Below are 18819 nucleotides of genomic sequence, written 5' to 3'. Positions count from 1 at the left end.
GCGACCTGAACGGGCCTAGTACTTGTTCAGGTCCCAGCTAAAGCGGTAGCGCACTTTGCCGTCAAAGCGCTTCAGTTTTTGCGCCAGCGCGGGCTCAGCATGGTCGAGCAGGTGCCGGCGTACGCCCTTCTCTCCCCCAAAGTCATCGGCATACCAGTCGTAGATACGCGACAGCACCAGTTGGTTGTCTTCAAAGGCAACCCCACGCGGATCATTGATGTAAGCGCGCGCGCCGTCGGCCAGCTGCTGTTCAGTATTCTTGGCACTCAGGGTAAACGCCGGTAGATTCGGGCAACCGAGGCTGGCGCAATTGAGCACATAAAACACCCGAGGGTCTCTCCAGATCGGCCGCAGAATGCGGTGCTGAATATCGTTGAGGGTGAGCTTATGACCCGCGACTTCAGTAACTTTCTTGTCCCACGGGCCGAACTGGTACCAGGCACCCAGGCTGGTGATGGAGTCGACCGGGTATTTCTTCAGCACCAGTTGCGTGACCAGCGCGTTATAGAGATTGACCCAGTAAGCGAACTGTTCGGCACGGGTGAATTGACGTGGATCGAGGTCGCTGAGCTGGTCGATATACACGTCCAGCAAGCGGCGGTGCACCGAGTCGACATGGGCGTAATCGAATCGAGCGATGCCGTCTTTGGGGCTGACTTTCAGGTAGCGATTGAGCAGTTCCTGCCAGGCACTATGGTCGATATGGGCCGCACGGCTTTCGTCGCTGGCGTTCCAGATATCCCAGGGTTCGGCGGAGGGCGCGGCTTGGGCAAAGCCTGCGAACAGCAGTGAGGCAATAACAATAAAGGTGCGCAACCGGCGCATAGGGTGATTCTCCATGACGGCTCAGGGGCCGTTGTCTGCTGCGTGGGACAGGCCTGAACCTTGCGAGTTCCGCCACACAGGCCGTTGGGATAGCTGTGCTAGGCTGGCGCAATGACAGTGAACCCCGCACCTGCCTCCCCTGCCGATTTAGACAATTGCCTGGATCTCAGCGCCCAAGTGCTGCAATTACTGGCTGAATCGCCGCAAGGTTGCAGTGAATACCTGCTTATTCAGCACCTGAAAAAACGCCACTCCAGCCATATCCCCAATCTGGGCCTCACCGACAAGCTGGTGCTGTTTCGCACTCATTTTCTGTTGTTTCACGCCCTGTATGTGCTGCGCGATCGCCTTTGGCATAGCCAGAGTGGTCATTTATCGATCAGCCCCCTGTGCATTCAACTGCAGCCCTACTCCGCAGGGCAGGCGCAATTGAGTGAAGCGGATCCCCTGCGCGCCTATTACCTGGATTTAAGCCATTTACGCGACACCAATGAAGGTGATGTGGTGAAACTTCTCACCAGCTTCTGGAAACGCATGCAAGGCGGTGACGAAAAGCGCGCGGCACTGGAATTGTTCGAACTCGATGCAAGCGCCCTAACGCTCAATCTCGCCACTATCAAACAGCGTTACCGCCAACTGGTCAGCGAACATCATCCGGACCGCGGCGGTAGCACTTCTCGGCTGCAATCCATCAACTTGGCGATGGAAATTCTTGCTCGCTATTACCGCTGAGCTTTAGAGACTGATTTGCTCTAAAACCACGCTCCACGCGGCCTCCAGCCCCTGCCTATACTGCGACATACGGTCGCATTGGTTCGGCCCTGCACCCGACAGCGCTACTCACGCGTACCGGGCGGTACGCTGGGGGGCGACCGTTATAACAAGAGGAGGTGTCTCGTATGATCCATCACGTTTGGGGGCTTTTCGCGCATCCTGACCAAGAGTGGCAAGAGATCCGCGGTGAAGAAGAAAGCATCAGTCACATGTATCTGACCCATGTGTTGATTCTGGCCGCGATTCCCGCAGTGTCTGCCTATATAGGAACAACCCAGGTCGGTTGGACGGTGGGCAATGGCTCGCCGGTCATGCTGACCGAAGCCAGCGCCTTGTGGATGACGGCCATGACTTACTTGGCCATGCTCGGCGGCGTCGCGGTAATGGGCGCATTTATCAACTGGATGGCCCGCACCTACGATGCGACGCCGGACATGGGCCGCTGTATTGTGTTTGCCGCGTACACCGCCACGCCGCTGTTTATCGGCGGGTTGGCCGCGCTCTACCCTAACCTGTGGCTCGCCATGTTCGTTGGCACGGCCGCGATCTGTTACACGGTGTACCTGCTGTATGTGGGCATACCGACCTTTATGAACATTCACCAGGACGAAGGTTTTCTGTTCTCCAGCTCGGTGCTGGCGGTGGGCCTTGTGGTGCTGGTGGCCATGATTGCCATGTCGGTGATTTTCTGGGAGATGGGCGTGGGCCCGATTTACCGCAGTTAACCCCAGTGCATAAGCGACACAGTGAAACCGCCGTTTGGCGGTTTCGTTGTTTTAGGCAAGTGGTCGGCGGCGCGCTTGGGCATAATCGCGCCTGTTATCCGGAGGAACTCGATGCCCGAACTGCTTAATGCTCGTGTCGAGGCTTGCTATCAACAAGCCGAAGCGTTTTTCAGACGCCGCTTTACCCGCCCCGAAGTCAGCCTCAAGTTGCGAGGCCAGAAAGCCGGGGTGGCCCACCTCGATGAAAACCTGCTGCGCTTCAACCCCCAGCTGTACCGCGAAAACCAGGACCATTTTTTAAAGCAGACCGTGGCCCATGAGGTCGCGCACATGATCGCCCGCGAAATGTTCGGCCCGCATATCCAGCCCCATGGCGAGGAATGGCAACTGATCATGCAGGGCGTTTACGAACTGCCTCCCGACCGTTGCCACACCTATGAAATTCAGCGCCGCAGCGTTACCCGCTACGTATACAGCTGCGCGTGCCCCGACCGCGACTTCCCCTTCTCCGCCCAACGCCACACCCTGGTACGCAAAGGGCGGCGCTACTACTGCCGCAGTTGCAAGGCGACCTTGGTGTTCAGCGGCGAGCAACGCGAAGAGTAGGCCAGCACGTCTGCACAAAAAATTGGACGAAAAAAAGCCCGCACTAAGCGGGCTTTTTCGTGCGCTCGGATCAGCCGGCGATCTTGCGGTCCAGCGAGAATTTGCCTGCGCCTTCAACCAGTAGCGCGGCGCTGATAGTGGCCAGAATCAAAGCGTATTCAAAGCCGTTGGTGGCCATGAAGAAGCCGTTACCGATATGCACCGCAAAGATGGCGACGAGCATGGCCACGATCAGCGACGCCGCCGCCGGGCGCACCAACAGGCCGATCACCAGCGCCAGGCCGCCAAAGAATTCGGCGCTGCCAGCCAGCAAAGCCATCAGGTAGCCCGGGGTGATGCCGATGCTTTCCATCCATTGGCCAGTGCCTGCCAGGCCGTAGCCGCCGAACAGCCCGAACAGTTTTTGCGAGCCGTGGGAGGCGAAAGTCAGGCCGGTAATAACGCGCAAAATGGTGATGCCGAAGCCGGCGCGGGTAGCGAGTACGGTGTTGATCAGCTTGTTCATGGTGCGTTCCTTGTTGGAGGCTTGGTAGGTGTTGGTGGGCGTAGTCTAAATAAACAATTCGATAGGACTAGCGACATTTTCCGCTTATTTATATCGATTAGTTAGATCTATTAGCTCCCATCACTTCTTAGTTAGCTTGGCTTTTGCGCTGGGCACCAACTGCTCGCGCTCACGGTCGTAGGCCAGGTAGTACTTGTTCACCGCATTAACGTAGCTGACTACGCCCATTCCTACCTGCTCCATGGCGATTCTTTCTACCTGAAAGAACCACTGATTGGGGTTCAAGCCGCGCCGTTTGGCTTCGGCGCGAAACCCCTGCACCCGTTGCGGCCCCAGGTTGTACGCGGCCAGCACGAACGCCATGCGTTCACGCTCGTTGATCTGCGCACTATTGAAGAAATTTCGCCGAATACGGGCTAGGTACTTGGCGCTGGCCTGCACATTGCCTTCCACGCCTTTTACATCGCTCACCCCCACGCTGCGGGCGGCGGCGGGCGTGATTTGCATCAACCCAGTGGCACCACCTGTGCCACGCGCGGCCGGATTGAGGGTGGACTCCTTGAAGGCGAGTGCCGCCAGAGCCAGCCAGTCGATGTTCTGTTCATCGCCAAAACGCTGCAGCACCGGGCGCACTTTTTCGAGGCGCTGACGGTCGCCGCGCGCCAACGGGTAATGCACTTTGTACAAACGTCGGTAGATACGCTGAAAGGCCACATCCTGGTCGGTTGGGCTGCTGTAACCGCTGAGAAAGCGGTCGATAGCTGCGCGCAGCATCGGGGCGTCGGGGCGGACAAACCAGTTGATGTCGCCCTGCTCGCTCAGCACCAATTGGCGCTCGATGCGCAGCTTGGGCATCACCTTTATCCAGCGCTCGGCAATCGGTAGTTCCACTGCGGTGTACGGAAATATACCGGCCTCGACCATTTCCAGTACGTCTTCCACCGCCAGCGTTGGGTCGACCCATTCGATGCTGATCGGCGCCAGCTTGCGCAGGGCCAGGCGCTGGTTGATTTCTTCAAGGGCCTCTGCGGCCGCGCTGCCTGCCGGCAGCGCCAGACTGCGGCCAGCCAACTGCTCGATGTGTTGATAACGCTTGTTGCCCTGTTTGCCCACCAGAACCAACGGCACGTGGGCACGGATGGCCATGCTGGGGCTTACATCCTGGCCGCTGCGGGCATTAAGCAGTTCGCCGGGCACCACCAAATCGCCCTCGCCGCGCTGCAAGGCACTGAGCAATTGGTCTTTCGCTTTGGGGATGATTTTCACGGTCAGGGGTCGACCATCACGGGCGTTACGGTTCAGGTACTGCTCGAAGGCCTTGAGGCGGTGGTATTCCAGCCCGATGGCCTCGCCTTTTACCTCGCCGGAGCTGTTGCGGCTCTGGTTGACCAGCACCCGCAGCACACCGCTGCTGCGAATTTTGCTCAAGTCGCGCACGTCACTTGGGTGCTGCCAACCCTCTTGCGGCCCGGCCAAACGCGCAGCCGCCGGCAAGGGCAGCAGCACCAGGCATAGAAAAAGCAGCAACGCTCGCGACATTCACTCTCCAGGCGCCGCGCCAGAGCGGCTGGCGGGGTCGTCGTAAAATTCCGATCGCCTCGGAGTGGCGGGCCGAGGGACTAGTTCCCTGGCAAAACGGGGCGCGAAGGTTTGCACAGCTGGCTGCAGGATGCCAGCCAAAGTGTGCAACCGCTTTAACAGTAAGCGATAAGCGGCTGTATTTTATGACTTTATAGAAGCGCAACCAGAGATGATAAGCTGCACCGCTTCGCAGTGAGGTAGCACCATGCAACTCATCGACATCGGCGTCAATCTGACCCACGACAGCTTTGCCCAGAACCATGAAGCAGTACTCGCCCGCGCGTACGAGGCCGGCGTATGCCAACTGCTGCTGACCGGCACCAGCCTTGCCGGCAGCGAAAAGGCGCTGGAGCTGTGCCGCCAGGCGGATGAGCACGGCAATCGGCTATTCAGTACAGCGGGTGTTCACCCACACGATGCCAGCAGCTGGACCAGCGCCACTGCCGCACAGTTACGCGCCCTATTAAAAGAAGACACGGTGCGGGCCGTCGGCGAGTGCGGGCTGGACTTCAACCGCGACTTCTCCCCGCGCCCGCAGCAGGAAAAAGCGTTGGAAGAACAGCTGGCGCTGGCGGTGGACTTGCAGATGCCGGTGTTTCTCCATGAGCGCGATGCCAATCAGCGCCTGCTGGAAATGCTGCGCGACTACCGCGACCGCCTGCCCGCCGCCGTAGTGCATTGTTTTACCGGAGAGAAGCGCGCGCTGTTCAGCTACCTGGATCTGGACCTGCATATCGGCATAACCGGCTGGATCTGCGATGAACGGCGTGGCACTCACCTGCATCCGCTGATGAAAGAGATTCCCGTCGGCCGGCTGATGCTGGAGAGCGATGCGCCCTACCTGCTGCCGCGCACCTTGCGGCCCAAACCCAAAAATGGTCGCAACGAGCCTGCGTATTTGCCGGAGGTACTCAATGAAGTGGCCAAGCACCGGCAGGAAACCCCGGAGCATCTGGCGGCGCATACAACGGCGTGCGCGCGGGCTTTTTTCAACCTGCCGACCCTGTAGGGCGAATACCGCCGCAGACGGTATCCGCCGAGCCTCACACTGAAACGACGGAGATCCGCGTTGTCGATATTCGCCCTACGCGTCAGCCCCCGCCGGAACGGCGCGCACCTCGATCTGTAGCCCAAGGCTATTGCGCAGCGCATTGAAAATGGCTGCCAGGTTGTCCATGTTCGGGTTGCCGGTGGAGGACAGCATGCGGTGCAGGCTTTTGCTGCCTTTGTGGGTTTCGCTCGCCAGTTGCTCGAAGCCGATAGTGGCGTTGACCAGATCACGCAGAATCAGACGAGCCACATCCGGTTCGCCATTGAGAAACAGCGAGGCCGCTTCATCAAGCAGCGACGTGGCGAATTTGGGCTCACGCGCAACGCGTTCCACGATGGTTTGCTTGAAATCTCGGGTTAGCGCCATGAAAGCGTCTCCTCAGTGTTAACCGAACCCTTTGCCAGTTCGGCCTTACGCCCTTTGTATTCAGCGAACAGCGCCTGCGCCTTGCGGATATCGGCCGGCTGTGTGGCCTTGGTGCCGCCGCCAAACAGCACAATCAACGTGTCGCCATCCTGGGCCAGGTAAATGCGATAACCCGGCCCCCAATCAATTCGATACTCGCCTATTCCTGAAAACCATTTAATGTTCGACGTGTTACCCAACTCCATCCGCAGCTGCGCGGTAGCCACCTTGGTTGCCGCCTGTACGGGCAAATTATCAAACCACCGTTTATAGGGACTGGAATCATCCTTGCGTATGTACTCAACCACTCTAGGCATGGCAATAGTAACCTATATGATACCAATATGAAACGCTGATGATCCATTTATCAGCCCACGCCTAGCCTGCCGCGCGCGCACGAGCCGTCCTGCCGGCTGGATTGCAGCGGCATTTCGGACAGGTCGTTAAAAAGGGAGCATGAAGGGAAGAATTAGACGGCTAAAAACGAGGGCCTAGATTACCGAGACGAGTGGGTGCAAGCGCACCACACCGCGTTCGACCACTCACCACCCCTCATTAATCTGGCCCGTCAACGGCATCGGTTTACCCAGTACAAAACTGCGCACGCCAATGCTGGCAGTTTGTGGGCAATAGAGAGTGCGGCAGTTGTCGCCTTGGTCCTCAGCAACCAGTCGGTCGGCCTGGGCGAAGATGCGCAGCACACACTGGCTGCTGGCTTCTTCATAGAGGTATACACCGGGGCCCTGCTTTTTCGCGACGCCGCGCACGCGGCAGGCCAGGTCGTCGCGACCGGCCGCCCACAGCGCGAACTTGAGGGTGCCGTCGAGCAGGTTGATGACTTCGATGGAGTCCTGGCCGCTTACCCGGCGGCCATCGGGTACTTCCAGCCAGTCGGCCTGCACTGGCACTGTGCACTGAATGACCAATGCAAAAAGCAGAAACAACGAAGCAACACGCGTGGTGTTCATGGCAGTTATTCCTAAAGCCAGGCATTTAGCCTAGCAGCGCCTGCGCCATTCGCCCGGTTAACGCAAAACGCCGGCACCACTGTCAAGGTGGCGCCGGCGTTCAAGCATCAGCGGAGATAGCGTCTATTTGCTCTTCTTGGTTCCAGCAGCATGCAAGGCTGCCAGTTGTTCAGCCGCCGCCTCAAGTTTGGCTTTTACTGCCAGCAACTCGCCTTGGCGCTCGGCGATTACCCTTTTAGCCGGGCAGCGGCCAGTCAACCCACGCAGCAGCACCACGCTGCCCAGCGCCGCCCGGACAGTGCCAAGCAACCCGCCGTGGCGCAAACCGGTGCCTACCATGGCCACGCCGCTGGTAATGCAGATTGCGCGTTCCCAGCCTTGAACATTTTGCGGATGAGCTTCTAGCTCACGGGCCAACGCTTCGAAAGCGACCATTACGTTCTCCTTGTTTGCTTAGGTATAAGCAACGGACACCGCTTGGGCGGTGTCCGTTCCGTGTTTGCGTTTTGTATTACAGCGCGTCCTGCGGTTGCGGCAGTTCGGGATTTTCGCCTGGCTCACCGCGCGGCAACTCCGGCGGAACGTCGTCCGGCACCTCCGGTGGCTGCTCGTCAGGCACCTGGGCGTAAAGCTCTGGCAGGCACACGACAAACTCCTGACCGGCCAGGCGGTCGCTGAAAAAACTTTCCAACACTTTGGTCGATGCGTTCATGGTCGCCTCCTGATTGCGGCCGTTCAGGTTCAGATGGAAATACGACGGCGGTTAAACAGAGACTGCATCGCGCGCAGGCTTAGTTCCTGACCGCTGTAGGTCGGCAGTTTGTGGGCCGTGCAATGGGCACTGTTGCCGCTCAAAGCGTTATCGCGAATCAACACTTCACGCTTGAGGCTGAGAATTTCGTCGTTGGCAGCGGCCTGGCTGTAGCCGGCCTTGCCTGCAATCACTTTGATCATGGCTTCGTTGTCGGCGCGTTTGAGTGCCAACACAAAGGTACCGTCCGGGCGCGGTTGCAGCGAAACATCATGACCTGGAAAGGCGGAAACATAGAGATCGGTAAGCGGCTGCATGGTGTGCTCCTGAATATTTTGGTGAGGCTCAGGAGAGAAATTGCAAGATGAACGCCAAGCTCAGAAATTAATTTTTATCTATGTTTTTCAATGCTTTATAAAACAGATCAAGCTCAAGGCGATGGCAATCTGCACGAACCGACCTAAAGGCCATCATGCAAACTGCACGCTCAACAGCCTGAACCCCACCGCCCTGCCCCGGTCACTAAAAACATTCGCCAAACCGGGACGTTCCCATGCTCGACGAGATTCGCAGTCATATTCCGGTTGCCGAACTGAAAACCTTGCTCGCCGCCGCCATCACCGTTCTGGTGCTGATGATCGCTTCGCGGCTGATTACCCGCGTACTGCAACGCCTCGCCAAACCGGTACCGTTTTTACGCGAACTGGTCAGCCAGTTGCGCCAACCGGTGTGCCTGTTACTGCCCCTGCTAGGCCTGCAAACGGTCTGGACGGCCGCCGACGACAGCCTGATGCTGATCGGCGCGCTGCGCCACGTCACCACCCTGGCAATCATCGGCACTTTTACCTGGCTGGGGCTGCGGGCAGTGGCGGCAGTGCAGGAAATGATCCTGGTTCATCACCCGGTGGACATTGCCGACAACCTGCGCGCCCGCCGGATCCAGACGCAAACCCGCGTACTGGTACGCACCCTGAGCTTCTTTGTATTGCTGTTTGGCCTGGCCACCATGTTGATGACCTTTCCCAGCGCCCGCCAATTTGGCGGCAGCCTGCTGGCCTCGGCCGGAGTTGCCGGCCTGGCCGTCGGTTTTGCGGCCAAGCCGGTGCTGGGCAACCTGATCGCCGGTTTGCAGATTGCCATCACTCAGCCCATTCGCCTGGACGACGTGGTGATTGTGGAAAACGAGTGGGGGCGTATCGAGGAAATCACCGGTACCTACGTGGTGGTGCGCATCTGGGACGACCGCCGGTTGATCGTGCCGCTGCAGTGGTTTATCGAAAACCCGTTCCAGAACTGGACCCGCGTTTCGTCGTCGCTAACTGGCGCCGTTACCTTCTGGGTCGATTACGCCATTCCGTTGGAGCCGCTGCGCAAGGAGCTCGAGCGCCTGCTGCAAGAAGTCCCGCAACTGTGGGACGGCCGCGTCAGCGTGCTGCAAGTGGTGGAAACCAGTGACCGGGCCATTCAGTTGCGGGTACTGGTCAGCTCCCGCGATTCCTCCAGCGGCTGGGACCTGCGCTGCTACATTCGGGAAAACCTGATCAACTTTATCAGCCACAAACACCCCGACTGCCTGCCGCAATTGCGCGCCGCCTTCCAGACCAGCCCGACCACCGAAGTGGTCAACCCGCACCGCCACGAACCCATTGCAGAACCGGAACGACAACCACCGGTCTGACGCCCTCCCGCCCCTTGCGCCACCTGAGCTCGTTGCCTTTGCTGCGGCAAAAAAAGTAGAAACTTTTTCAAAGTCCAGCCAGTCAGCAGTTAGGTAGGGGCAACGACCTGGCCGACAAAAGCCAATCCACTCCAACACACAACCTGTTGTCGCATTGGCCTGGCCAATGCGGGGAGACATTTACGCGACTGCCTGAGCGGAACGCGCGCTGACCCAACCGGGTAGCGCAATGGGAGGAAAGTATGGGAACTGCAATAGCGATGGACCGGCTGGACAATTTCGCTTCAATTGTCGCCCCAAAGGCTCAAACACCCGTGGAAAGCCACAAGCCTCAAACGATCTATCCCAATAAGAAAAAAATCCTTTTTGTCACCTCCGAGCTGGCAGACCTGATCAAGGTTGGCGGCTTGGGCGATGTGTCCGCTGCCCTGCCACGGGCTTTGTCCGGCCAGCACGACATTCGCGTGCTGATCCCCGGCTACCCGCAGGTACTCAACAGCGGCAACCCCATGCGCGTAATCGGTGAAATCGCCGGCCATGCCGCCCTGCCACCGTGCAAGGTCGGCCGTATGGAGTTGCCCGACGGTCTGGTGGTGTACGTGCTGCTCAGCCCCGAGCTCTATGAGCGCGACGGCACGCCCTATGGCGACGAGAACAGCCGCGACTGGCCGGACAACCACATTCGTTTCGCACGCCTGGGCTTGGCCGCTGCCGAAATCGCCGCCGGCCATGCCAGCATGAGCTGGGTACCGGACCTGGTGCATGCCAACGACTGGCCCACGGCGCTCACTCCGGCGTATATGAAATGGCAAAAGCAGGCCACGCCTTGCGTGTTCACCATTCATAACCTCGCCTACCAGGGCATGATCGACAAGCACTGCAGCCCGGAGTTGGGCCTGCCGCCAGAAGCACTGGGCCAGGAAGGCATGGAGTTCTACGGCCAGCTGTCCCTGCTTAAGGCCGGCATCACCTACGCGGACCACATCACCACCGTTAGTCACACCTACGCCGAAGAAATCACCACCGAAGCCTTCGGCTGCGGGATGCAAGGCATGCTGCAGGCCAAAACCCACGAGGGTCATCTGAGCGGCATCATCAACGGCATCGACGAAAGCTGGGACCCACGTACCGACCCACATCTGGTCGCCGGTTTCAGCATCACCAATCTGGACGGCAAAAAACGCAACGCCGCTTATGTCGAACAGCTGTTCGGCCTCGACGTTGAAGACGGCCCTCTGTTCGCCGTGGTTTCGCGCCTGGTGCAGCAGAAAGGCATCGACCTGACGCTAGAGGTCGTCGACACCATCGTGCAGGGCGGCGGTCGCCTGGCAATCATCGGTCGCGGTGAGCCAGAGCTGGAGCAGGCTGTGCTGGAAATGGCCAAACGCTACCCCGGCCGCGTGGGCGTGCGTGTGGGTTTCAACGAAACCGATGCGCGGCGCATGTTTGCCGGCAGCGATTTTCTGTTGATGCCTTCGCGCTTTGAACCCTGCGGGCTGAGCCAGATGTATGCCCAGCGCTTCGGTTCGCTGCCCATCGCGCGTAAAACCGGGGGCCTGGCCGACACTATTGAAGATGGCGTCACCGGCTTTCTGTTTCGCCGCGCCACCAAAGACAGCTATGTGGACGCCGTACAACGCGCCCTGAATGTCTTCAAATACCCTGACCTGCTCAATGCCATGCGCTACCGCGCCATGGCATCGCCGCTGTACTGGAAACAGTCGGTAGAACCCTACGACCGCCTGTACAAGTCGCTGCTGCAACAGCGAGCCGGTCGCGCGCGAGGCACCTACTGATGCCTTTGCCGACCTTACGGCCGGCACATGGCGCCCTCTACCTCGACGAGGGCAGTACCCGCTTCTCCCTTTGGGCACCCGCCGCCAACAGCGTCGAGGTGGTGTTCGGCGACGGCTATACCCAGCCGTTGAATAAAGAACCGGACGGCTGGTTTCGCCGTGAATTGCCGTGCCCGCTGGGCAGCGCCTACGCCTACCGCATCGATGGGGAGCAGCAGGTGCCAGACCCGGCGTCTCGTGCCCAACAGAACGATGTGCACGGCTTCAGCCTGCTCACCAGCGCCGACTCCTACACCTGGCAACACACTGACTGGCACGGCCGCCCCTGGCATGAAACCGTGCTCTACGAAGTACATGTCGGCTTGCTCGGGGGCTACGCCGGCGTGGAGGCGCGCCTGGCCGAGCTGCGCGAGTTGGGTGTTACGGCCATCGAGCTGATGCCGCTGAATCAGTTCCCCGGCGAACGCAATTGGGGTTATGACGGCGTACTGCCGTTCGCGCCGCACAATACCTACGGCACGCCGGACCAGCTGCGTCATCTGATCGACACCGCCCATGGGCTGGGCCTGATGGTGTTTATCGACGTGGTCTACAACCACTTCGGCCCCGACGGCAATTACCTCGGCCTTTATGCCAAGGATTTCTTTCGCGAAGACATCTCCACCCCCTGGGGCCCGGCCATCGATTTTCGCCGCCCCCAGGTACGGGACTTTTTTATCGAAAACGCCTTGATGTGGGTACTGGACTACAAGGTCGACGGCCTGCGTTTCGACGCGGTACACGCCATCAGTGAAAAAGACTTTCTGGTTGAAATGGCCCAACGCCTGCGCGCCGCCGTGCCGCTGGAGCGCCATCTGCACCTGGTGCTGGAAAACGAACACAACAGTGCCGAACTGCTGCAGGCCGGCTTCGATGCCCAGTGGAACGACGACGGCCATAACGCCCTGCATGTACTGCTCACCGATGAGCATGAAGGGTATTACCAGGACTATGCCCAACAACCCACGGAAAAACTGGCCCGCTGCCTGCAGGAAGGTTTTGTTTACCAAGGGCAAAAAAACCGCCATGGCCACGCCCGCGGCGAACCCAGCGGGCATCTGCCGCCCACCGCCTTCGTGCTGTTTTTGCAGAACCACGATCAGGTCGGCAACCGTGCCTTCGGCGAGCGCCTGAGCTGCCTGTGCGACCCCGATGCACTCAAGGCGGCAACGGTATTGCTGCTGCTTTCACCGATGATCCCGCTGCTGTTCATGGGTGAGGAGTGGGGCTCGCGCCAAGCGTTTCTGTTCTTCACCGACCACCACGATGAGCTCGGTGTTGCCGTACGCGATGGCCGGCGCAACGAGTTCAAAGACTTTGCCGTGTTCCAGGACGCTGCCATCCGCGACAGCATTCCCGACCCGAACAAACTCGGCACCTTCAAGAGCTCGCTGCCCGACTACGCCCCGGATATCGACCCCACCCACCAAGCCTGGCGCATCTACTACCGCAAGCTGCTGGAACTGCGTCAGCAACTGATCGTACCGCGCTTGTCCGGCAGCCATGCCGGCCATGTGCAGGTGCTTGGCAACAAGGCTGTGAGCGCCAATTGGACGTTGGCCGACGGCAGCAAACTGCGCATCGACATCAACCTCAGCGCCGACCCGGTAACCGCCCCACCCTTGGGGTCGGCAGCGCGGGTGGTATTTGGCAATCGAATTGACCTGCACGCCGCGCAACAAGGCCTGCGCGGGCCGTTCAGTGCCCTGGCATCACTTGAGGAAAGCGCATGAGCGACGAGCAATTGGCCAGGCTGGCCACCGCGGCAGGGCTGAGTGTCGACTGGGTCGACGCCAACGGGCGAGCGCAGCAGGTTAGCGTTGACGCCCAGCGCGCGCTGATCGAAAGCCTGGGCTACAGCGCCCAGAGCGCCGAGCAGATCAGCGCCAGCCTTGCCCACCTGCAACACGAACACAACTCGCGCGAACTGCCGCCGCTGCTGACCCACGTGCGCCATGCACCGTTGGCACTGGGTAGCGAATTTCGCGCCGACACCCCCTACAGCCTCGAACTCGAAGATGGTCGTCGGGTAAGCGGCCGTCTCGACGGCAACGCCTGCCTGCCTGCCATCGACCCATGCGGCTACCACCGCCTGCATATCGGCGAGCGTGAGCTCACCGTAGCCGTCGCGCCGCCCGCGTGCCTGAGCGTGGAAGAACTCACCGATGGCCAACGCCAGCATATCTGGGGCCTGACCGCACAATTGTATTCCCTGCGGCGCCCCGGCGACGGCGGCCTGGGTGATATGCGTGCCCTCGCCGATCTGGCCCGCAGCGCCGCCCAACATGGCGCCGATGCTCTGGCCATCAGCCCTGTGCATGCCATGTTCAATGCATGGCCCGGTCAGTACAGCCCCTACTCGCCCTCCAGCCGGCTGCTGTTCAATTCGCTGCACGCCGCACCCGATGTATTGCTGGGCGATGCGGCGGTGCAAGACGCGATTCAGGTGTGCGGTCTGCAAGCCGGTTTACACCACCTGGAAAGCCTCGACCTGGTGGACTGGCCCGGCGTTACCGACAGCCGCCAGCGCTTGCTGCGCCAGCTATACAGCCGCTTTAGCGATCAACACAATGCGCTGACGCCGGACTTCGACAAGTTCCTGCTCAAAGGCGGCGACGCCCTGCTGCAGCACTGCCGCTTCGAAGCCCTGCAAGGCTTTATGGTGCGCCACGAGATGCCCGGCGACTGGCGCACCTGGCCCGAACACTACCGCGACCCGCACCACCCCAATGTGGAGCTGTTTGCCGCCGACCACGCCCGCGAAGTGGGCTACCACGCCTTCTGCCAATGGCTGATCGCCCGTGGCCTGGACCGCGCCCAGGCCGCTGCGCTGGGCGCCGGCATGAAGATCGGCCTGATCGCCGACCTTGCCGTGGGTGCCGACGGCGCCGGCAGCCAGGCCTGGGCGCGGCAGGACGAACTGCTGCAAAGCCTAACCGTCGGCGCACCCCCTGACATCCTCAACCGCCAGGGCCAGAGCTGGGGCATATCAGCATTTTCCCCTGACGGCCTGCGCCGCCACGGTTACCGCGCCTTCATCGAAATGCTGCAGGCCAACCTGGCCCATGTCGGCGGCGTACGCATCGACCACGTAATGGGCCTCAAGCGCCTGTGGGTGATACCGCAGGGCGCCGACTCCAAAGACGGTGCTTACCTGAACTACCCACTGGAAGATTTGCTGCGGCTGGTTTCCCTGGAATCCTGGCGCAATCGCGCGCTGGTGATCGGCGAAGACCTGGGCACCGTGCCCGAAGGCCTGCGCGAAGAGTTGGCGCGCCACCGCTTGCTGGGGATGCGCGTGCTGCTGTTCGAGCAACATGACAGCGGTTTTATTCCCGCCCCTCACTGGCCGGACGACGCCCTGGCGACCACCACCACCCACGACCTGCCCACCCTGCACGGCTGGATGCAGGGGCGCGATATCCAATGGCGCGAACAGGCCGGGCACATCAGCCCCGAGCACAGCGCCAACGACCACAACCACCGCCAGTGGGAAAAACACTGCCTGCAAAAAGCCCTGCAAGACTGCGCGCTGCTGCCGATTCGCGACAACAGCATTACCGAACAACTGGACGCCAGCGCCTCCTTCCTCGGCAGCACCCCGGCACCCTTGGTGCTGCTGCCACTGGAGGATGCCATGGGCGAATTCGAGCAACCCAACCTGCCCGGCCCCGGCGACATTCACCCCAATTGGCGGCGACGCTGGTCGGTGAATGCCAAAGACATGCTCGACGGTCTCGAACCCAGCCAACGCCTGCAACGCCTAGACCAGGCCCGCCGCGCCCGCGACCACCTGGCGCCCACTGTGAGGGCCCGCCATGACTAAGCCACTGCGCCCGCTGACGGCCACCGTCCGCCTGCAATTTCATAAAGACTTCACCCTTGACGATGCTGTGCCCCTGGTCAGCTACTTCGCCAAGCTGGGCATCAGCCATGTCTACGCCTCGCCCATTCTCAAGGCGCGGCCCGGCTCCACCCACGGCTACGACGTGGTCGACCCGACTTGCATCAACCCGGAGCTGGGCGGCGAAGACGCACTGGTGCGCCTGGTGGGCGAGTTACGCGCCCATGGCATGGGGCTGATTCTGGATATCGTCTCCAACCATATGGCCGTGGGCGGCGACGCCAACCCCTGGTGGCTCGACGTGCTGGAATGGGGCCCCACCAGCCCCTATGCCAACTTCTTCGATATCCAGTGGCGCTCCCACGACCCCTTGATGGTCGGTCAGTTGCTGGTGCCCTTTCTGCGCAGCGACTACGGCGAAGTGCTGGCCGCAGGCGAGATCCTGCTGAAATTCGATGCCGACACCGGCAGCCTCTACGCCCAGCATTACGAGCACCGTTTTCCGCTCTGCCCGCCCACCTATGCCGATGTGTTGAAAACCAGCGACGACCCGACCTTGCAAGCCTTTGCTGCACGGTTCGAAAGCCTGGATGTGGACCCGTTGGCCTGGCACAGCGCCCGGCAAATTCGTAATGAGCTGGCCGAAGTAGCGCAGGTGCCGGAAGTCGGCCTGGCGCTGGCCGATGCCATGAGCCACTTCGAAGTGGTGGCCGGCAGCATTGATGATGCAGGCAGTCTGGATCAGCACGCCTTCAATAACCTGCACCAGTTGCTGGAGCGCCAGTACTACCGCCTCGCCAGCTGGCGCACGGCGGCAGACGACATTAACTGGCGGCGCTTTTTCGATATCAACGAGCTGGGCGGCCTGCGGGTTGAACGCAACCGGGTATTCGAAGCCACCCACAGCAAGATCTTCCAGCTTATTCAGCAAGGCCTGGTGGACGGCCTGCGCATCGACCATGTCGACGGCCTGGCCAACCCAGGCAGTTACTGCCGCAAGCTGCGGCGGCGGGTCAACGGTTTGCTCAGCAAGCGCCCTGGCGCGCTACTGGACCAGCCGTTCCCGATCTACGTGGAAAAAATCCTCGGCGCCGGCGAGCAGTTGCTCGGCAACTGGTCGGTGGATGGCACCACCGGCTACGAATTCATGAACGAGGTGTCGCTGCTGCAACACGACCCCATTGGGCAGCTGCAACTGTCGGCCCTGTGGGAAGAACGCAGCGGGCGTACCGCCAACTTTATGGATGAGGTGCGCGAGGCTCGGCAACTGGTGCTCAACGGCACGCTGGCCGGCGACCTCGAAGCACTGGCCCAGGGCCTGTTGCTGGTGGCCCGTGACGATATCGCCACCCGCGACCTGACGCTGGGCTCCATTCGCCGCGCCCTGCTGGAATTGATCGTGCACTTTCCGGTGTACCGCACCTACGCCGGGGCCCATGGCCGCAGCGCGCAAGATCAGCACTTCTTCCAGCAAGCGCTGGAGGCCGCCCACAGCAGCCTGGGTGAAGCCGACTGGCCGCTGCTCGCGTACCTCGACCGTTGGCTCGGTGGTGAGCCGCTGCGTCACCTGCCGCCAGGGCCGGCGCGCAAACAGCGGCAAAAACTGCTGACACGCTTCCAGCAACTGACCTCGCCCGCTGCCGCCAAAGCGGTGGAAGACACCGCCTGCTATCGCAGTGCCGTGCTCCTGTCGCGCAACGACGTGGGCTTTGACCCACAGCACTTCAGCGCCCCGCTTGCCGAGCTGCAAGCCAACTGGCAACAGCGACTGGCAACCTTCCCCGACAACCTGCTGACCACTGCCACCCACGACCACAAACGCGGCGAAGACACCCGCGCGCGCATGGCCGTGCTTAGCGAGCGCTCCACCTGGCTGGCCGACCGCGTCGACAGCTGGTGGCGCATGGCCGCGCCGCTGCGCGAAGAGTTGGCCGACGGGATTGCACCCAGCCCCGGCGATGAGCTGATGCTGTACCAAACCTTGCTCGGCAGCTGGCCGCTGGGCCTGACCAGCAGCAACCAGGCGGGCCTGGATGACTACTTGCAACGCTTGCTCGGCTGGCAGGAAAAAGCCCTGCGCGAAGCCAAACTGCGCAGCAGCTGGAGTGCCAACAACGAAAGCTACGAAGGCGCGTGCCGGCGCTTTCTGCAAGGCCTGCTGCAAAACCCCGAGGCCCTGGAACTGCGCAGCGAGATTGCCGCCGCCGCCGAGTCGCTGGCCCCCAGCGGCGCGCTTAACGGCCTGACCCAGGCGCTGCTGCGCATGACCACGCCCGGCGTGCCGGACCTGTACCAAGGCAACGAGTTCTGGGACTTCAGCCTGGTAGACCCGGACAACCGCCGCCCGGTGGACTTTGCCGCACGGCGCACCGCGCTGGACCATCCGCGCCCGGTGGCCGAACTGATTCACCACTGGCGCGGCGGCCAACTCAAACAATGGCTGGTGCAGCGCACGCTGAACCTGCGAGCCGCGCAGCCGCAGTTGTTCGCCCGTGGTGAGTACCTGCCGTTGCAGGTCGTTGGTAGCCAGGCCGCGCGGATACTCGCATTTGCCCGACACCTGGACGGCGAGCGCTTCGCCATCGTGGTGGTGCCTCGCCTGGCCGCAGGCCTGTTGGACGGCAAAACCACCCCACTGATACCCGATGACGCCTGGGGCGACACGCAGCTGCTGCTGCCGCCACGCCTCAGCCATCACACGCTGGTAAGTGCCTTTACTTCCAGCCGCCATACCCCGGTCGATGGTCGCCTCGACCTCGCCCACTTATTGCGGGACTTCCCGGTAAACCTGCTACATCCCTTTCAGGAGCCTCGGCCATGAGCATCGATGAAAAACGCGTACGTGAATTCGCCTTTCAGATCTGGGAATCCGAAGGCAAACCCGAAGGCCAGGCCGAGCGCCATTGGCAAATGGCAATCAAGCTGGCGGCCTCTGAAGCCGGCGTGCCGGCGGCCAATAAAACGGTAAAAGGCAAAAGCCTGGCAGCGCCTAATCCGGCCATTCCCGCAGCAAAAAAACCGGCCAAGGCCAAGGCTGAAAAGCCGGCGCTGCTTGAACCCAAACCAGCCAAGCCAGCCGCGAAAAAGCCTGCCGCCAAACCGGCTGCGCCCAAGGCCACCACCCCGCCCAAGCCCGCGGTCAGCAAACCTGCCAAACCGTCGGCAAAAAAACCGGTAGCGCCAGAGAAGCCTGCGCCGAAAAAACCAGCCGCCAAGGCGCCGAAAGCCTGATCTGCACCCAACGAATTGAATCGACTGAGACGAAGGAATC

The 18819-nt window shown here is 61.1% G+C and carries 19 protein-coding genes; 10 read left to right on the top strand and 9 right to left on the bottom strand.

Annotated features, from left to right (window positions below; translation table 11 throughout):
• Positions 1-15: 15 nt before the first annotated feature.
• Positions 16-825 carry a DUF547 domain-containing protein gene (locus tag PKE98_RS14460; protein WP_271196000.1) on the bottom strand — a complete coding sequence of 270 codons (810 nt, stop codon included), beginning with the start codon at positions 823-825 and terminating at the stop codon, positions 16-18.
• Positions 826-936: 111 nt separating this feature from the next.
• Here PKE98_RS14460 and PKE98_RS14455 point away from each other — a divergent pair, with 111 nt between their 5' ends.
• From PKE98_RS14455 to PKE98_RS14445, 3 genes are all read left to right on the top strand, one after another.
• On the top strand, positions 937-1557 hold the full coding sequence (locus tag PKE98_RS14455) for a DNA-J related domain-containing protein (protein WP_271195999.1): 621 nt from the start codon (positions 937-939) through the stop codon (positions 1555-1557).
• Positions 1558-1724: 167 nt separating this feature from the next.
• Complete coding sequence (locus PKE98_RS14450; protein WP_271195998.1) at positions 1725-2324, top strand: Yip1 family protein; 600 nt, start codon at positions 1725-1727, stop codon at positions 2322-2324.
• Positions 2325-2435: 111 nt separating this feature from the next.
• Positions 2436-2930: a SprT family zinc-dependent metalloprotease gene (locus PKE98_RS14445; RefSeq protein ID WP_271195997.1), complete on the top strand. Its 495-nt coding sequence runs from the start codon at positions 2436-2438 to the stop codon at positions 2928-2930.
• Positions 2931-3000: 70 nt separating this feature from the next.
• On the opposite strand, the gene PKE98_RS14440 is transcribed toward PKE98_RS14445, so the two are convergent.
• Together PKE98_RS14440 and PKE98_RS14435 are read right to left on the bottom strand one after the other, a co-directional pair.
• Positions 3001-3435: a DoxX family protein gene (locus tag PKE98_RS14440; RefSeq protein ID WP_271195996.1), complete on the bottom strand. Its 435-nt coding sequence runs from the start codon at positions 3433-3435 to the stop codon at positions 3001-3003.
• A 120-nt stretch (positions 3436-3555) separates the two neighbouring features.
• Positions 3556-4974, bottom strand: coding sequence for an MltF family protein (locus PKE98_RS14435; RefSeq protein WP_271195995.1), 1419 nt, complete (start codon positions 4972-4974; stop codon positions 3556-3558).
• 247 nt (positions 4975-5221) lie between these two features.
• Here PKE98_RS14435 and PKE98_RS14430 point away from each other — a divergent pair, with 247 nt between their 5' ends.
• Positions 5222-6025, top strand: coding sequence for a TatD family hydrolase (locus PKE98_RS14430; RefSeq protein WP_271195994.1), 804 nt, complete (start codon positions 5222-5224; stop codon positions 6023-6025).
• A 75-nt stretch (positions 6026-6100) separates the two neighbouring features.
• Here the strand turns inward: PKE98_RS14430 and PKE98_RS14425 are convergent, their stop codons facing one another.
• The 6 genes from PKE98_RS14425 to PKE98_RS14400 form a co-directional block, all read right to left on the bottom strand.
• Complete coding sequence (locus PKE98_RS14425) at positions 6101-6433, bottom strand: helix-turn-helix domain-containing transcriptional regulator (protein WP_271195993.1); 333 nt, start codon at positions 6431-6433, stop codon at positions 6101-6103.
• Positions 6424-6789: a type II toxin-antitoxin system RelE/ParE family toxin gene (locus PKE98_RS14420; RefSeq protein ID WP_271195992.1), complete on the bottom strand. Its 366-nt coding sequence runs from the start codon at positions 6787-6789 to the stop codon at positions 6424-6426. The genes PKE98_RS14425 and PKE98_RS14420 overlap by 10 nt, the downstream gene beginning before the upstream one ends.
• A gap of 225 nt (positions 6790-7014) precedes the next feature.
• On the bottom strand, positions 7015-7440 hold the full coding sequence (locus PKE98_RS14415; protein WP_271195991.1) for a hypothetical protein: 426 nt from the start codon (positions 7438-7440) through the stop codon (positions 7015-7017).
• A 123-nt stretch (positions 7441-7563) separates the two neighbouring features.
• Positions 7564-7875 carry a YgaP family membrane protein gene (locus PKE98_RS14410; protein WP_271195990.1) on the bottom strand — a complete coding sequence of 104 codons (312 nt, stop codon included), beginning with the start codon at positions 7873-7875 and terminating at the stop codon, positions 7564-7566.
• A 76-nt stretch (positions 7876-7951) separates the two neighbouring features.
• Positions 7952-8152, bottom strand: coding sequence for a hypothetical protein (locus PKE98_RS14405; RefSeq protein ID WP_271195989.1), 201 nt, complete (start codon positions 8150-8152; stop codon positions 7952-7954).
• Between the two features lie 29 nt (positions 8153-8181).
• The gene (locus PKE98_RS14400) at positions 8182-8508 is read right to left on the bottom strand and encodes a hypothetical protein (RefSeq protein WP_271195988.1); all 327 of its coding nucleotides are present in this window, start codon (positions 8506-8508) and stop codon (positions 8182-8184) included.
• 236 nt (positions 8509-8744) lie between these two features.
• Here PKE98_RS14400 and PKE98_RS14395 point away from each other — a divergent pair, with 236 nt between their 5' ends.
• The 6 genes from PKE98_RS14395 (at position 8745) to PKE98_RS14370 (ending at position 18779) form a co-directional block, all read left to right on the top strand.
• Complete coding sequence (locus tag PKE98_RS14395) at positions 8745-9869, top strand: mechanosensitive ion channel family protein (protein WP_271195987.1); 1125 nt, start codon at positions 8745-8747, stop codon at positions 9867-9869.
• A gap of 242 nt (positions 9870-10111) precedes the next feature.
• Complete coding sequence (gene glgA / locus PKE98_RS14390) at positions 10112-11665, top strand: glycogen synthase GlgA (RefSeq protein ID WP_373877860.1); 1554 nt, start codon at positions 10112-10114, stop codon at positions 11663-11665.
• Positions 11665-13437 carry a malto-oligosyltrehalose trehalohydrolase gene (treZ, locus tag PKE98_RS14385; RefSeq protein ID WP_271195986.1) on the top strand — a complete coding sequence of 591 codons (1773 nt, stop codon included), beginning with the start codon at positions 11665-11667 and terminating at the stop codon, positions 13435-13437. Before glgA ends, treZ begins: the two co-directional genes overlap by 1 nt.
• Positions 13434-15530 (top strand): 4-alpha-glucanotransferase, encoded by a 2097-nt coding sequence (gene malQ, locus PKE98_RS14380; protein ID WP_271195985.1) that lies wholly within the window; start codon positions 13434-13436, stop codon positions 15528-15530. Before treZ ends, malQ begins: the two co-directional genes overlap by 4 nt.
• 4 nt (positions 15531-15534) lie before the next feature.
• Complete coding sequence (locus tag PKE98_RS14375; RefSeq protein WP_271196039.1) at positions 15535-18369, top strand: malto-oligosyltrehalose synthase; 2835 nt, start codon at positions 15535-15537, stop codon at positions 18367-18369.
• Complete coding sequence (locus tag PKE98_RS14370; protein ID WP_271195984.1) at positions 18366-18779, top strand: DUF2934 domain-containing protein; 414 nt, start codon at positions 18366-18368, stop codon at positions 18777-18779. Before PKE98_RS14375 ends, PKE98_RS14370 begins: the two co-directional genes overlap by 4 nt.
• The last annotated feature ends 40 nt before the right edge of the window (positions 18780-18819 follow it).

Origin of the sequence: Pseudomonas turukhanskensis, from assembly GCF_027922365.1 — a bacterium.
GTDB classification, from domain to species: domain Bacteria; phylum Pseudomonadota; class Gammaproteobacteria; order Pseudomonadales; family Pseudomonadaceae; genus Aquipseudomonas; species Aquipseudomonas turukhanskensis.
The sequence above is the reverse complement of the archived record's forward strand: the minus strand, read 5'-3'. Positions and strand labels throughout refer to the sequence as shown.

What these genes read in the sequence shown, in the direction of transcription:
- PKE98_RS14460 (WP_271196000.1), bottom strand. Translation starts at nt 825, where the DNA reads ATGCGCCGGTTGCGCACCTTTATTGTTATTGCCTCACTGCTGTTCGCA.
- PKE98_RS14455 (WP_271195999.1), top strand. Translation starts at nt 937, where the DNA reads ATGACAGTGAACCCCGCACCTGCCTCCCCTGCCGATTTAGACAATTGC.
- PKE98_RS14450 (WP_271195998.1), top strand. Translation starts at nt 1,725, where the DNA reads ATGATCCATCACGTTTGGGGGCTTTTCGCGCATCCTGACCAAGAGTGG.
- PKE98_RS14445 (WP_271195997.1), top strand. Translation starts at nt 2,436, where the DNA reads ATGCCCGAACTGCTTAATGCTCGTGTCGAGGCTTGCTATCAACAAGCC.
- PKE98_RS14440 (WP_271195996.1), bottom strand. Translation starts at nt 3,435, where the DNA reads ATGAACAAGCTGATCAACACCGTACTCGCTACCCGCGCCGGCTTCGGC.
- PKE98_RS14435 (WP_271195995.1), bottom strand. Translation starts at nt 4,974, where the DNA reads ATGTCGCGAGCGTTGCTGCTTTTTCTATGCCTGGTGCTGCTGCCCTTG.
- PKE98_RS14430 (WP_271195994.1), top strand. Translation starts at nt 5,222, where the DNA reads ATGCAACTCATCGACATCGGCGTCAATCTGACCCACGACAGCTTTGCC.
- PKE98_RS14425 (WP_271195993.1), bottom strand. Translation starts at nt 6,433, where the DNA reads ATGGCGCTAACCCGAGATTTCAAGCAAACCATCGTGGAACGCGTTGCG.
- PKE98_RS14420 (WP_271195992.1), bottom strand. Translation starts at nt 6,789, where the DNA reads ATGCCTAGAGTGGTTGAGTACATACGCAAGGATGATTCCAGTCCCTAT.
- PKE98_RS14415 (WP_271195991.1), bottom strand. Translation starts at nt 7,440, where the DNA reads ATGAACACCACGCGTGTTGCTTCGTTGTTTCTGCTTTTTGCATTGGTC.
- PKE98_RS14410 (WP_271195990.1), bottom strand. Translation starts at nt 7,875, where the DNA reads ATGGTCGCTTTCGAAGCGTTGGCCCGTGAGCTAGAAGCTCATCCGCAA.
- PKE98_RS14405 (WP_271195989.1), bottom strand. Translation starts at nt 8,152, where the DNA reads ATGAACGCATCGACCAAAGTGTTGGAAAGTTTTTTCAGCGACCGCCTG.
- PKE98_RS14400 (WP_271195988.1), bottom strand. Translation starts at nt 8,508, where the DNA reads ATGCAGCCGCTTACCGATCTCTATGTTTCCGCCTTTCCAGGTCATGAT.
- PKE98_RS14395 (WP_271195987.1), top strand. Translation starts at nt 8,745, where the DNA reads ATGCTCGACGAGATTCGCAGTCATATTCCGGTTGCCGAACTGAAAACC.
- glgA (WP_373877860.1), top strand. Translation starts at nt 10,112, where the DNA reads ATGGGAACTGCAATAGCGATGGACCGGCTGGACAATTTCGCTTCAATT.
- treZ (WP_271195986.1), top strand. Translation starts at nt 11,665, where the DNA reads ATGCCTTTGCCGACCTTACGGCCGGCACATGGCGCCCTCTACCTCGAC.
- malQ (WP_271195985.1), top strand. Translation starts at nt 13,434, where the DNA reads ATGAGCGACGAGCAATTGGCCAGGCTGGCCACCGCGGCAGGGCTGAGT.
- PKE98_RS14370 (WP_271195984.1), top strand. Translation starts at nt 18,366, where the DNA reads ATGAGCATCGATGAAAAACGCGTACGTGAATTCGCCTTTCAGATCTGG.